Here is a 13,346-nt window from a genome sequence, read left to right as displayed (position 1 = left end):
TGAGGTCAGATCTTTTGCTCTTTTTGCAACAACCGAGACGCATGGACTTGAGCTTCGTTCAGATTCAAATCCCCCGAAAGCATCCGGGCAATTTCTGGCACACGTTCGTCACCTCGAAGCTCCCGAACATCGCTGAGGAGTTCCTGACGTCGAACTACGAAATGGCGGTCGGCCAGAGCCGCAATAGAGGCCTCGTGGGTCACGAGGATGACCTGGGTTTCCCGGGAAAGGTCCTTCAGCTTCAAGCCCGCCAGGACTGCGGCCTGCCCTCCCAGTCCAGCCTCCACCTCGTCGAAGACCACCGTAGCCGGTCGGCCATCCTCCGGCAAGGAAAGCCGAACCGCCAGGAGAATCCGGCTGAGTTCGCCCCCCGAGGCCATCTTGGAGACGGGGCCGGGAGGTCCATCCCCCCACGACAGTTGAAAATCAACTGAATCGGCACCGTGGGAACGAAGTCTGCGTTCGGGGGTACACCGGACAGAGAAAACAGCCTCCTCCATAGCCATCTCAGAGAGATGGCTGTTGACCCGCTTCTCCAGCCACTGTGCCGCCTGATGCCGCAGCTGTCGCAGCTCCAGGGCCATCCGAGAGGCTCGGCGACGAAAAGTCTCTACCTCCTCCTCAAGGTGTGCCTTTTGACTATGGCTCTCCTCAAGCCAGGTCAACTCTCGGTCAGCGTCCGTACAATATGCCACGAGTTCCTCCGTGGAAGAGACTCCAGCCGCCCGTTTCAGCTTCCGAAGCCCGCCGAGTTTCGTCTCCAGCCGCTCCACCGACTCCTCCAGGCTGGATCGACATCCCGGTATTGAGGCGGTTTTCATGACCTCCAGGAGAGCCTCAAACCCGTTCCACAGGTCGTTCAGGGCTTGAGAAAGCCGAGGCTCAATATCCTGAGAGACCAGTTCCGAAAGGCGCCCGGTCGTTCGTTCCAGCTGCTCCCTCAGGGTCTCCGCCCCATCTCCGTCCAGGTTGTCCATAATCCGGGCGATCTCGTCCAGAGAGGCCAATTCCCGAGTCTCCCGTTCATACTGCTCTTCCCAGTTGCGTTCGACGTTCGGAGATATGGCTGATTGGCGCCAGCCCAGAATCACGTCCTCGGCTCCCTGAAATCGATCGGTAATCTCCTTCTGACGAGATCGAAGTGACTGGAGACGCCTCTCCGATTCAATGGTGGCCCGAACCATCCTCCCCAGGGAGTCCTTCACGGACGCCAGCTCAGAACCTCCGCAGTGATCGACCAACTCCAGCTGTTTCTCCTGATCCAGAAGCTCAAGTTGCGCAAACTGGCTCTGAATGACGATAAGTTTCTGGACCCGATCAGAGAGGGTGGAGAGGGGGGCCTGGCAATCCTGAAGAAAGACCTTCCCCCGACCGTTACGAGCCAACTCCCTGCGGACGAAGAGACGCCCTTCCTGAGGCGCATAGGGATCGTCCTCGTTATCATCGTCCCAAGTATAAATAGCTTCGACCACGGCGTCCTGGCGATCCGACCGGATAACCGAGGAGTTCCCCCGTTTCCCGGATGCCAATTCCAGGGATCGGACGACGCTGCTCTTCCCCGCACCGCTTTCGCCGGTTATGGCCGTCAGTCCAGACGACAGGGAAAGATGGGCCTCGTCGATGCCGCCGATACCGTGAATGTGGAGCTCTTCAATCATCCTTTTTCACCTCACACCGAATCCTCGAGGCCTGAATGCCCCCACATGAGCTTTGCCCTGAGAAGATCGTAGTAACTTCGATCGGGAAGCCAGAGGGTCTCCAGATTTTTGTCGAAGGAGAGCCGAATGTCGATGTAGTCTCCCGGAAAAAGCTCATAGCCCAACTGGCCATCTTGGGTGAGGGTGATCCCCTCTCCCTTGGGATGGAGGCGCAGGACATCCCGAGGCCCTAAAACCATAGGACGAGCGTAGAGAGTGTGCGCACATATGGGAGCCATGATCATGCATGGAACGTGGGGAGGAACGATCGGGCCTCCGGCCGAGAGGGAATAGGCGGTAGAACCCGTAGGGGTCGAGGCGATGATTCCGTCAGAGCGAAGCACACAGGCCAGGGACCCTGAGACCAGTATCTCCACCTCCATCACTCTGGCCAGAGGTCCCTTGGTGAGCACCAGGTCGTTCAAGGCGTACATGGTCTGTACGGATTTGCCATCTCGAACGATCTCGCCGAAGAGAAGACTTCGTTGTCCGCGATGAAAATCTCCCTGAACGATCTGAAGGACGTCCCTCTCAGCATTCTCTGGATCGCCAGCAGCCAAAAAGCCCAGACGCCCCACGTTGATGCCGTACAGGGCGATCTCTTCCTCCAAAATATATCGGGCAGCTCGAAGGAATGTCCCATCACCACCGATGACCAAAGCGACCGAGAGACCATCGGTCCATGGGCCAAGGCAAGGCTCCACGTCGAGGGCTGAGGAGTCCTGTGGAGGGAGCCGAAAATTGATGCCCTGCGCAGGAGCCCAACGAAGAAGCCGTTGAGCGAGATCCGCGGCCCGTTTTTTTTGTGTGTTGACGATCATCCCTAATGTCGTGTGTCGTGACGACAAACTCATGGTAGAAGTCCTTCGTGGGCCTCTCGTACCGGCTCGTCGAGATCGACGATTCGGCTCGGCACCCCCTTCACAAGATGAAAGAGAAACTCCACGTTCCCCTTCGGTCCACGTATAGGGGACGGGACACATCCCATGAGCCCCAGAGAGGTGTTTTCTGAGAGAAAGGAATGAAGCTCGCCCAGAACGGCCCGATGAACCTCAGCCGAGCGGACGACGCCCCCTTTGCCAATCCTATTACGTCCCGCCTCGAACTGCGGTTTGACCAGGGTGACGACCGTAGCGTCGGATGGGAGAACAGCCTCCAGGACCGGAAGGATGAGGCGAATTGAGATAAAGGACGCGTCCATGACCGCCAGTGTCGGGAGCGGATCAAAAGACGAAGGCAGCAGAGATCGGGCGTTCGTTCGCTCCATGACCACCACGCGGGGATCCTGCCGGAGAGTCCAGTGAAGCTGTCCATACCCAACGTCAACAGCGTAAACCAGTGAAGCGTCCCGAGACAGCAGGACATGGGTGAATCCTCCAGTGGATGCCCCGACATCCAGACAGACAGCACCCTGAGGATCAACGGCAAAAGCGTCAAGACCTCGAAGTAGCTTATGAGCCCCACGACTGACCCAGCCATCTCCCTTGCCCCGGATCTCAATAGAGGCATCCGTGGACACGGCGGTTCCCGCCTTATCCACCACCTCATCGGCTACCAGGACAGATCCGCTCATGATAAGCGCCTGGGCCTTGGTACGGGTCTGTACGAAGCCCCGGTTCACCAGGAGCTTATCCAGTCTTTCTCTCTGTATTTTCACCGCAGACGGCCACCGCTTTCTCTATCGTCATACCACACAGACGCCATTGCTCGTCGATCGTGCCATGAGGCATAAATATCTGATGCACCCCCATACGGTGGATCGAGGACGACGAGCCGATTTCAGCGGCTCGAGCTGCTATGGCCTCTCCTACGCCCCCCTCCAGGTATCCGTCCTCGGCGATCAGGACGACACCCCCAAGCGACAGGACGGGGTCCAACACGTTCCAGTCCAGAGGAGATATGGTCCGAAGATCGACCAATCCTGGAGCCAGGTATCCCTGGCGGATAGCCTCTTCACGGGCGTTACTCAGGAAGGCAACGGTCTTTCCCACCCCCACGTACCAGACCGCCCCCTCGGAGCTGAAGATAACCTCGGCCTGAAGAGCCCCTTTTTCGGAGGACGTTTCCCTATGAAGGGACTCGATCACCGCCCCCCGGGGAAAGCGAATTGCTGTGGGGCCGGAACGTTCCATAGCGTCGTCCATCATCCGGGCCAAATCGACCCGGTCGCGAGGAGCCTGGACCACCAGATTGGGGATCGTCCGGGTCCAACTCATGTCGAAAAGTCCCTGATGAGTCTCGCCGTCCTCACCGATCATCCCAGCCCTGTCCAGGGTTAAGACCACCGGCAAATCCTGAAGGCAGATGTCCAAGGCCAGTTGATCCATGGCTCGCTGTAAAAACGTGGAGTAAATCGAGACTACCGGACGAAGACCTCCAGCTGCCATACCAGCTGCCAGGGTGAGAGAATGTTCCTCCGCGATTCCCACGTCGAAGAAGCGGTCTGGGAAACGCCTGGCGAAAACTCCAAGTTTCGACCCCTCCTTCATGGCGGGGGTCAGGAGGACCACTCGAGGGTCGGACTCAGCAGCACTTAAGACGCAATCAGCCACAGCCTGACTCCAGCTTGTGGACGAGGGCTTTGATTTGGACGATGCCGGGGACACTCCATGATAGGCACTGGGATTTTCCTCGGCCGCCAGAAGTCCTCGTCCCTTTTGGGTGATGAGATGGATCAAAACCGACTTGTCGTATTGCTTGGCCAGGGTGAAAATAAGGTCCATTTCCTCCACTGAATGACCATCAAAGGGGCCCCAATAAGCGATATCCAGGGAATCGAAAAGGTTGTCGGGTTTGACCAGGCTCTTGATCTGGTCCTTCGCCCTGCCCAGAATATGCTCGATGGTCTCGCCCTTGGGCAAGCCCTTACAGCAATCTTTCACCGCTTTTTTGAGTTTGAGATAGTACGGATTGGCGCTAAGATGGGCAAAATGGGTCGCAACTCCCCCCACGCGGGGACTGATGGACATGGCATTGTCGTTCAGGATATAGATAACCTTCGTATCGGTCTCCCTGAGATGATTCAACGCCTCGAAGGCCATTCCGTTGATAATAGCCCCATCGCCAATAACGGCCACCACATGATGATCCTGCCCCAGGATGTCTCGAGCCTTGGCGTACCCCAGTACTGCCGACAGAGACGTGCTGCTGTGCCCTACATCGAAATGGTCATACGGGCTCTCGCTCCTCTTGGGATAACCGCTGAGTCCTCCGAAGCGACGGATCGTAGCAAACTGGTCTCGGCGGTCGGTAAGGATTTTATATGGATACGTCTGATGTCCAACGTCGAAAACGATCCGGTCCCTCAGAGGATCAAACTGTCTGAGGAGAGAGACCGTTAACTCCACAGCACCAAGGGACGAGGCCAGATGACCGCCGTTCTCAAAAACCACGTCGGCGATCATGTCCCTCACGTCCTGACAGAGCATGGCGATATCGCCGGAGTTCAGGTCACGCAGCTGCTCGGGACCATTCATATGCTCCAACAATGCCATGACAATTCCCCCTTTCACTGTGTTCGATGTTCCAGGTACAGGACCAACTCCCTTAAAAAAGTACCCGACGCCCCAAAGGACCTCATATACTCCACTGCATTCTTGGTCCTGCGAGACAGGCACTCCCTGGCACCCTCAAGACCATACTCGCTGATGAAGGTCCTCTTGTTTTGGTCCCGATCTTTCCCCAGGGATTTCCCCATGCTCTCCTGCTCCCCGACCACATCCAGGATGTCGTCGGCAATCTGGAAGGCCACCCCGAGCTCCAAACCATATCGGTTCAGTGCCTTCTGAGCATCGTCGTCGGCCCCGGCCAGGATAGCCCCGGTGACCAAGGACGTTCGGATCAAGGCCGCTGTCTTAAGTTCAGCGATGACCAGAGGTGTGGCGTCGCTCAATCCTGAGAGATCCCCTTCCATATCCAGAACCTGACCACCGCAGATACCCTGGGCGCCAAGTGCCTGAGCAAAATCGGCCATGGCTGCGACGATCCGTTCTGCAGGAACAAGCCCCGACAGGGCCTGGAGTGGCAACTGAAAGGCATGAGTCAACAAAGCATCCCCCGCCAGGATAGCCAAAGCCTCCCCGTAAACCACGTGGTTGGTGGGGTGTCCTCTCCTCAGCGAGTCGTCGTCCATAGTCGGAAGGTCGTCGTGGATCAACGACGCTGTGTGGACCATCTCCAGAGCCAAGGCCATGGGGAAGACGTTTTTTGGGGGAGATCCAAAGAGCTCGGCCGCCGCTATACACAGAACGGGCCGAAGCCGTTTTCCACCTCCCAGAAGGGAGTACGTCATGGCCTCCCAGATGCGGGGCGGAGCCGCTGGTGGACGACAGTCACACCATTCGTTCAGGGAGGCCTCGAACAGGTTTTTCCTGGCATTGAGTTCAGCTTTCACATCAACGGTCATCGTTCGGGACCTCTCCAATCGAAAAGGGCTGCTCTCCGTCCTCGGTCAAGACAGAGATTCGCTGTTCCGCCTGGCTCAGAAACAGCCGCCCATCCTTCACTAAGTTCACACCCTGTTCGAAAAGCTCCAGGGCATCCTCCAGGGGCAAAGCCTCAACCTCTAACCGATGAACGATATCCTCAAGAGCCATCATTTTTTCGGAAAAGCTCATTATAAACCACTCCTCCTTGAGAGGTCTCGTTTGCTTCTTTAGCTTTTTCTATGATACAATGCCTCAGTTGATTTGAACCTACGTAAGGAGGCCTATTTATCATGTCCAAGATGTGCGATTGCTGCGGTAAGGGCCCTGCGACGGGCAACTCCGTCAGCCATTCCCACAGGAAAACCCGTCGGCGCTGGCTCCCCAACCTCCACTCGGTGCGAGTCGATATGGGTGCCGGTGAGGTCAGAAGACTCCGTATTTGTTCTCGTTGCCTTCGATCCAGTAAGGTCAAGCGGGCCCTTTAAGGGCCCGCTTCCTCATTTTTTCTTCGAGCCTCGAAAATTCTATCTCCAACATCTTCCCAAGCCAGGTACAACCCCATCCATCCCTCGCCCAGAGAGACGTCCACGCCCTTGTCCCTTTCCGAAGCCCACAAGGGCAAGGGCTGGTTGCTCACCGTGTAGGAGAACTCCCGAAACAAGGTAGCATCCCTCAGAGGCCAACGAACCCCCTCAAGAGTAACGCCTTTGACGTAATCGGACAGAGGCAGCAAAGAGAGAATCGACGGAGGGAATCCTCCGTCGGGAAGGATACGTCCCCGATCACCATCCCCCATGATCACCATGGCCTCCTGTTCGTCAGCAAGACAGACAAACGAGAGCTTGGCCTTTCGAACCCGCACACAATCGTGGACCACGGCCCACAGGTGGTCAAAACGACCACCCCAGCAGCCCGAAACGATCAACGTTCGAGACGGATGAAGGAGCCATCGCTCCAGTGCCAGTTGAAAATCGGTTTTGTCCTTATCCCTCGAATAGCGTTCCAGCAGCACACGATACTCCGTCAACCACTCTAAAGTACGGGACGAGACGCTGTCTAAGTCGCCCACGACGAGATGAGGGATCAGGGAAGCTGACCGACAAGCATCGGCACCGGCGTCCACCGCCCAAAGACACCGATCCACCCCAACACTCTTCAGCCACCAGGGCTCGGGGGGGCGTCCTCCAGCAACCAGGACACATACAGGCTCCTCTGTGGCCTCGAAATACAGACGCAGTCCAGGAAGACTCAAAACCCCCATGAGATCATCGACCAAAATGCTCCTCAAGAATCCTCTGGGCCTGAGCTTCGTCCACGTATATCTCCCGGGGCTTAGCACCGTCCTGAGGGCCAATGATACCCATCATCTCCATAGCGTCGATCATACGGGCGGCTCGGGTAAACCCAACTCGCATTTGCCTCTGAAGACGGCTGGCTGATGCGATACCGCTCTTCAGGATCAGCTCAACGGCCTCCTCCAGCCGGTCGTCGTTGGCAAAATCCATCTCGCCTCCGTTTCGGCCGTTCTGCTGGTCCTCTATCTCCACGTACTCGGGATCACCGAAAGTTCGTCGAAGCGAGTCAATGACCTGTAAGGTCGTATCCTCATCGATAAACGGAGATTGAATTCGAATAGGTTTAGGGTTTTTTGTGCTGGAAAAAAGCATGTCACCTTTCCCCAAAAGCTGCTGGGCTCCTGTGACGTCGATGATAGTCCGGGAGTCGGTCTGGGACGGCAATGTAAAGGCCGCCCGAGCAGGAATATTCGCCTTGATGAGGCCGGTGATGACGTTCACCGATGGTCTCTGTGTCGCCAGAATAAGATGAATGCCCGTTGCCCGGGCCATTTGGGCCAGCCGGCAGATGAACTCCTCAACATCCTTAGACGCAGTGAGCATAAGGTCTGCCAGTTCGTCCACCACGATGACGATATGGGGTAATTGATCTTTCGGCAGCACTTTAGCGTTGTACCCTGAGAGGTTTCGCGTCTTGGCTCGGGCAAAGACCTCGTACCGACGATCCATCTCACGAACAGCCCAGCCAAGGGCATGAACGGCCTTTTGTGGGTCCACGACGGGTTTCGCCAGGATATGAGGAAGATGTTCAAAAATGGCCATCTCGACCCTCTTGGGATCAACCAGGATGAAGCGAAGTTCCTGGGGCGTCCTAGTCGCGCAGAGGGCTGTGATACAGCTCGTCACAAACACACTCTTACCCGATCCCGTAGTGCCGGCGACCAGGAGGTGGGGCAGTTCTTCAAGTCCGACAACGACGGGCGAACCATCGACCCTGAAACCCAGAGGCAGGGGCAGCTGGACCTCCGCCGAGGAGAACTCCTGAGACTCCACAACCGACCGAAGCGTCACTGAGCGCCGTTTTCGATTAGGAACCTCAATCCCGATGTAGGAGGTTCCCTGAATCGGAGCTTCAACCCTCAAAGAGGGGACAGCCAAGGCTACGGCGATATCCTTGCTTAACCCAGCCACCTTACTGACCTTTACCCCTGCAGCCAATTGAAGCTGGTACTGAATCACTGTAGGTCCCTCCACCGTATGAGCTAAAGAGGCCTCCACACCAAAACTGGCTAAAGCCGTGACGATATCGAGTCCCTTTTGTCGAAGGATGATGGGATCGTTTCTCATCGCTCCGGTATCCTTTGGCCCGAAGGCATCCATCAAGGGAGGAAAATCTGCAGGGGCTGGCTCCACGTATTGTTTCTCCTCAATCACCACACGATCTTGAGACGGAGCTGAAACGCTGGTTCGAGGTTTAAAGGAAGTCTCCGAAGCAGGTTGGTTCTTCGTCGGTATCTCCGTTCTCCCCGAGACATAAAACCTGGTACGTCTTGGTCTGACAGGCTCAGGATCCTCCTGAACCTGGTCTGGAACGGATGAGTCGGACATTGGAGTCATATCCCTGAACCTCTCAATCCTCTCAGAGGCACCGTAATCAAGCTCCTTGTCCTCAAGCCTGCGTTTTTTATCACGCACCGGAGAGTACTCCCTCATGCTCCAGGATTCGGCACCGAAAGATCGCTCCACCGGAAAGGAATGATCGACAGGAATCTCCGACTCCGTAGATGAGAAAGCCATCGGTTCATCAACGAGTTTATCATCCAGAGGTTCTTCATGAGAAACATCCTGACCCGATTCCTCCTTGTCGTCACAGGAGACGGGAATATCCTCCTGAACGACTTGCCTCTGACGACGAAATCTTCTGGATCGAATCTTTAAGGTAAGCTTCTGTACCACCCGTTTCAGGTCATCGGGAGAAATGCTCGTGATCTCATAGACGACGGCCGAAAGAACCGTTATGGCGATTCCTATGAACAGGGCTCCTAAAGCACCGGTCCAGTAGCAAAGACCTGAGGCTAGAACCGTCCCGACGATACCGGGAGCTAAGGGACGAAACGCCATGCCCGAGAGGGACATGAGTCCCATCATGATGGACCCCGCAAGATACAAAAGAAGAGTCCCCCCGCACTGCCTTGGCAGAGATGAGATAGAGCGCCCTGTCCCCGCTGCAAAGAGAAGATATATTCCCAGACAAAAGGGAATGATCACCGAACCTCCCAACGTATCCAAGAGCCAGTCTCCCAATGCTCGACCCCAAAAGCCCGTCCACGGTACCCAGATTGTGAGGATTCCGTAGATCAGGACTGAGGCCAGAATCAAAAACGTCAGCCGAGTGGAAAGGATCCGGCGTTTCTCGACGGAAAGACGAGGATTCCGTCGCTTTCGTCTTCTGATGATGACTTGATTGCTATCTTGATTCATGGACATGGGGTCGTCGAACTCCCTCCTAACCATCATGCTTTTAATTAATCAAAAAAACAGCTAAACTCACATAACCGGAAAGTTCTGACCGCTTCTTACGTACAGTCCCGAGGTGTACCCAGAGCCGCGCCGATATTCACGACGTTTTCAAAACGCCACCCCCGCCCATCCGTCCTCGTTTATCGTCGTCTCCTGTGGGGATTTTTCGCAAGCGACGGTACCAGGGAGGAGCGAACGACCGGTTCTACCCCTTCGGGCAGGAAAAATCGCCCAATCCAGCGACCAGTTCGAACGGCGAGCCAGCCGCAGCCGGGAAGGACAAGGTCCTCACCCTCGCGGATGTCTATCTCGTGGGAGATATAACCGGGACCGTCCAGCGACGACCAGCAGCTGGGACACGGGGGCATCAGGATATCCGATCGATAGGGACTCAGGAGCTCCTCCAGGCGAGAGAAAGACGTCCGATGTAAGGCAACCCCGTCGGCGACAAAGGCTTCCAGGCGAGCCCAGCCCTGAACTCCGGCCCAATCCATGACAAGCCATCCCATGCCTCCAAGAGCCAGCGCCTGTTCGGCCCTCATCACGAACGAGAGATTTTTGAGCTTTTTCTGGGGCACCAGACTGACGAGACAGTCGGGACACAGACGCCCTAACCATGGGTTAGATTCTTTTAATCCAGGAACGTCCACGTATCGTAAACCGCTTCTGGCCGTCACTGAGCTTACGCCCAAGGTGGTGCCCGGAAGCCGGGATACCGTGAGGACCCGATCCCCGGTCAGGCCTCGAAGCAAGGTGCTCTTCCCCACGTTGGTGGTCCCCAGAAAAAGGAGAGCTGCTCCAGCAGGAACCCCCGCTTCGATACGACGGCGGAGTTCAGCCACAGAGCCCGAACTGGTAGCTGATACCGGAAATACCCGATGCTCTGGAACACCGAGCCGAGCCGCCCCCCAGTGCGCAACGCCTCCGCTGTCCAGCCTGCCTCGAAGCAGATCACACTTGTTGATAACTACGAACACCGGCTGGTCCAGATCCGACACCCAATCCAGCGCACTGGACGAGACCTCAAACTGCGCCACGTCCAACACCATAAAGATAGCCTCGGTCTGGCGAGAGACCTGACGGATCTCGTTTTTGATGGCTCGATCCCGTATGGTGGCCTTAGCGAAGACGCCATAGTGGCGCATTTGAAAACACCGGCGACAGACGACACCATCCTGTGGCACCTTGCCTGGCGGAAGATACCCCGCTTCCCGAGGATCGTCGGTTTGAAACAGGCTCCCGCAACCGGGACATTTTTTCTCGTGATCGGAGTTCATGTCATCTCCTTTCCTAAATACGTCAGTTCTTTTCAAAACACCAGTTCCTTTCCTATTGTAGCAGGTCTCACCGATTTTTACGGCATACGAATGGATCTGATCGCCCGTCGATGCTCCTCGTAACTTCTGGAAAATCGGTGGGCTCCCGATCCGTCAGCTACGTAATACAGGTAGTCGTGGCTTTCGGGATTCAAAGCCGCTTCCCAGGAAGGAGCCGATGGAATACATATAGGCCCGGGAGGCAGCCCGCCTATCCGATACGTATTGTACGGCGAGTCCACTTTCAGATCGTCGTAGGTCACCCGACGAATGGTTCGACCAAGAAGCTTCCAGGCATAGACCACGGTCGCGTCGATCTGAAGAGGCATTCCCAGGCGAAGCCTATTGAGGATCACCCCAGCCACCCGTGGACGCTCCTCATCACGAAGAGATTCCCGTTCCACGAGGGAGGCCACGACAGCGGCCTGAAACAGATCGGCCGATGTGCTCCCGGCCACTCTCTGATCAAAACGTCGCCACCATCCCCGAGAGGCCAGGGCAACCATGACTCGAGGAGACTTTTCAGGAAGAAGATAGGTCTCGGGCAAAAGATACGCGGCCCTGAAGCGAACGTCCAGGGGCAACAACGGCACCATTGCCCCCGGAAAGGCGTCGTCGGACAAAGGGGCCAGGCGATCTGCCGACGGATCGTCCTCATCGAAGGGATAGTATTGCTCGAGATCGGTTCCAGGAACGATCGTGGCGGGCCATACCGTGGGTTCCTGGGTTCCAAGCTGAGCAGCCACCTGCCAGCTGGCACCGGGAGAAAGGGAATAGAGTCCCGGCCGAAGTTTCCGATCCACGCCCGTGTGCACCATCCACCAGACCAGAGAGCGACGATGAACAGCGACTCCCAGTCGCACAAGCTCGGTGGCCGTGACGGATGCTGACTGTCCTGGAGGAAGATGATAATCCACCGGTGCATCGTTTCGAAAAGGCATTATCAGAAGATCGGTCCAGAAGGAGGTACCCAAGTGCCATGTGGCCCAGCCTCCCAGGACGACGGCCAGAAAAGCCAGAGACAAAAAAAATCGTTTCATACCCAGGACCTCACGTGATCAGCATGGCATCGCCGAAGGAGAAAAAACGATACTCACGACGGACGGCCTCCCTGTAGGCATTCTGAACCATATCCAAACCGGCAAAGGCAGATACCAGCATGAGGAGGGAACTATGGGGGAGATGAAAATTAGTGATCATGGCATCCACAGCCTGAAACCGAAACCCTGGGTAGATATACAGAGACGTCTCTCGACTCCCGGAGACGACCTCGCCGTTCTCAACCATCGACTCCAGGGTACGGACCGACGTAGTCCCCACCGCCACGACCCGACGACCTTCCCGCCGAGCACGGTTCACGGCCTCGGCGGTCTTCGACGAGATGAAGCACCGCTCCCGATGCATGTGATGAGCTCGAATGTCATCTTCCTGAACCGGACGAAATGTCCCCAGCCCGACGTGAAGGGTCACGTCGACGATCTCCACCCCCATACGGGCCACTTTGTCCAAAAGTTCTGAGGTAAAGTGAAGCCCGGCCGTGGGCGCTGCCGCAGATCGAGGATTTCGGGAAAAAACCGTTTGGTAGGACTCGGCTGGAGACGACGTATTCGTGATATACGGCGGCAGAGGCACGACCCCCAGTCGGTCCATGAGCTTGTCCACGTTCAGCCCATCGGGGAAAGCGACCTCTCTGAGTCCCTCCGATCTGTTTGCCTCGATGGTGACCGTCGTTCCGTCCTCCAGTTCGACGGGAACCCCGGGCTGAAGACGCCGTCCCGGCCGTACAAGGGCCTCCCAGGTTCGATCGCTGAGTCGGGATAACAGAAGGAGTTCCACCTTGGCCCCTCCTCCGATCTTGGTTCCCATCAGCCTGGCGGCCATAACCCGGGTATCGTTGCGAACCAACAAATCTCCGGGATGAAGATACTCCGTCAGGTCGGAGAAACGGCGATGTTCCATCGTGCCATCACGACGGGACAGGATCAGAAGCCTCGATGAATCCCGGGGAACCGCGGGAGATTGGGCGATGAGCCCCTCGGGGAGCTGATACCCATAGGAAGACGTCAGGTAGAGCCTCTCGTCAGTCATGGC

12 protein-coding genes are annotated in these 13,346 nt (G+C 56.6%); 1 reads left to right on the top strand and 11 read right to left on the bottom strand.

The features are described 5' to 3' along the window. Nucleotides 1-5: 5 nt before the first annotated feature. The 6 genes from CSA35_03365 to xseB are packed head-to-tail and all read right to left on the bottom strand — an operon-like array spanning nucleotide 6 to nucleotide 6,313. The gene (locus CSA35_03365) at nucleotides 6-1,658 is read right to left on the bottom strand and encodes a DNA recombination protein RecN (protein ID PIE54917.1); all 1,653 of its coding nucleotides are present in this window, start codon (nucleotides 1,656-1,658) and stop codon (nucleotides 6-8) included. Between the two features lie 11 nt (nucleotides 1,659-1,669). Then, nucleotides 1,670-2,551, bottom strand: coding sequence for an ATP-NAD kinase (locus CSA35_03360; GenBank protein PIE54916.1), 882 nt, complete (start codon nucleotides 2,549-2,551; stop codon nucleotides 1,670-1,672). Then, nucleotides 2,548-3,354: a TlyA family rRNA (cytidine-2'-O)-methyltransferase gene (locus CSA35_03355; protein PIE54915.1), complete on the bottom strand. Its 807-nt coding sequence runs from the start codon at nucleotides 3,352-3,354 to the stop codon at nucleotides 2,548-2,550. Before CSA35_03355 ends, CSA35_03360 begins: the two co-directional genes overlap by 4 nt. Continuing rightward, the gene (dxs, locus tag CSA35_03350; GenBank protein PIE54914.1) at nucleotides 3,326-5,191 is read right to left on the bottom strand and encodes a 1-deoxy-D-xylulose-5-phosphate synthase; all 1,866 of its coding nucleotides are present in this window, start codon (nucleotides 5,189-5,191) and stop codon (nucleotides 3,326-3,328) included. The genes CSA35_03355 and dxs overlap by 29 nt, the downstream gene beginning before the upstream one ends. Nucleotides 5,192-5,205: 14 nt before the next feature. Beyond that, the gene (locus tag CSA35_03345; protein ID PIE54913.1) at nucleotides 5,206-6,102 is read right to left on the bottom strand and encodes a geranyl transferase; all 897 of its coding nucleotides are present in this window, start codon (nucleotides 6,100-6,102) and stop codon (nucleotides 5,206-5,208) included. Beyond that, complete coding sequence (gene xseB, locus CSA35_03340; GenBank protein PIE54912.1) at nucleotides 6,092-6,313, bottom strand: exodeoxyribonuclease VII small subunit; 222 nt, start codon at nucleotides 6,311-6,313, stop codon at nucleotides 6,092-6,094. Before xseB ends, CSA35_03345 begins: the two co-directional genes overlap by 11 nt. Nucleotides 6,314-6,414: 101 nt before the next feature. On the opposite strand from xseB, the gene rpmB reads away from it, so the two are divergent. Continuing rightward, nucleotides 6,415-6,609: a 50S ribosomal protein L28 gene (gene rpmB, locus CSA35_03335; GenBank protein PIE54911.1), complete on the top strand. Its 195-nt coding sequence runs from the start codon at nucleotides 6,415-6,417 to the stop codon at nucleotides 6,607-6,609. Here the strand turns inward: rpmB and CSA35_03330 are convergent. From CSA35_03330 to CSA35_03310, 5 genes are all read right to left on the bottom strand, one after another. Then, nucleotides 6,606-7,400: a thiamine diphosphokinase gene (locus tag CSA35_03330; GenBank protein ID PIE54910.1), complete on the bottom strand. Its 795-nt coding sequence runs from the start codon at nucleotides 7,398-7,400 to the stop codon at nucleotides 6,606-6,608. The two genes, rpmB and CSA35_03330, sit on opposite strands and share 4 nt — an antisense overlap. Beyond that, entirely contained in the window at nucleotides 7,390-9,936 is a 2,547-nt protein-coding gene (locus CSA35_03325; GenBank protein ID PIE54909.1) for a cell division protein FtsK, read from the bottom strand. Before CSA35_03325 ends, CSA35_03330 begins: the two co-directional genes overlap by 11 nt. Nucleotides 9,937-10,079: 143 nt before the next feature. Further along, nucleotides 10,080-11,216, bottom strand: a complete 1,137-nt coding sequence (locus CSA35_03320; protein ID PIE54908.1) for a hypothetical protein — start codon at nucleotides 11,214-11,216, stop codon at nucleotides 10,080-10,082. Nucleotides 11,217-11,293: 77 nt separating this feature from the next. Next, on the bottom strand, nucleotides 11,294-12,295 hold the full coding sequence (locus CSA35_03315) for an aminodeoxychorismate lyase (protein ID PIE54907.1): 1,002 nt from the start codon (nucleotides 12,293-12,295) through the stop codon (nucleotides 11,294-11,296). A gap of 10 nt (nucleotides 12,296-12,305) precedes the next feature. Next, nucleotides 12,306-13,343, bottom strand: coding sequence for a tRNA preQ1(34) S-adenosylmethionine ribosyltransferase-isomerase QueA (locus tag CSA35_03310; protein PIE54990.1), 1,038 nt, complete (start codon nucleotides 13,341-13,343; stop codon nucleotides 12,306-12,308). Nucleotides 13,344-13,346 lie beyond the last annotated feature (3 nt).

This window comes from Dethiosulfovibrio peptidovorans, from assembly GCA_002748665.1.
Classification (GTDB): Bacteria; Synergistota; Synergistia; order Synergistales; family Dethiosulfovibrionaceae; genus Dethiosulfovibrio; species Dethiosulfovibrio peptidovorans_A.
Note: the sequence above shows the minus strand (reverse complement) of the source record. Positions and strands in the feature narration are given on the sequence as shown.

Bases quoted from the DNA above. Each gene is read 5' to 3' on its own strand.
- CSA35_03365 (PIE54917.1), bottom strand. From the start codon at position 1,658: ATGATTGAAGAGCTCCACATTCACGGTATCGGCGGCATCGACGAGGCC.
- CSA35_03360 (PIE54916.1), bottom strand. From the start codon at position 2,551: ATGAGTTTGTCGTCACGACACACGACATTAGGGATGATCGTCAACACA.
- dxs (PIE54914.1), bottom strand. From the start codon at position 5,191: ATGGCATTGTTGGAGCATATGAATGGTCCCGAGCAGCTGCGTGACCTG.
- CSA35_03345 (PIE54913.1), bottom strand. From the start codon at position 6,102: ATGACCGTTGATGTGAAAGCTGAACTCAATGCCAGGAAAAACCTGTTC.
- xseB (PIE54912.1), bottom strand. From the start codon at position 6,313: ATGAGCTTTTCCGAAAAAATGATGGCTCTTGAGGATATCGTTCATCGG.
- rpmB (PIE54911.1), top strand. From the start codon at position 6,415: ATGTCCAAGATGTGCGATTGCTGCGGTAAGGGCCCTGCGACGGGCAAC.
- CSA35_03325 (PIE54909.1), bottom strand. From the start codon at position 9,936: ATGATGGTTAGGAGGGAGTTCGACGACCCCATGTCCATGAATCAAGAT.
- CSA35_03320 (PIE54908.1), bottom strand. From the start codon at position 11,216: ATGAACTCCGATCACGAGAAAAAATGTCCCGGTTGCGGGAGCCTGTTT.
- CSA35_03315 (PIE54907.1), bottom strand. From the start codon at position 12,295: ATGAAACGATTTTTTTTGTCTCTGGCTTTTCTGGCCGTCGTCCTGGGA.
- CSA35_03310 (PIE54990.1), bottom strand. From the start codon at position 13,343: ATGACTGACGAGAGGCTCTACCTGACGTCTTCCTATGGGTATCAGCTC.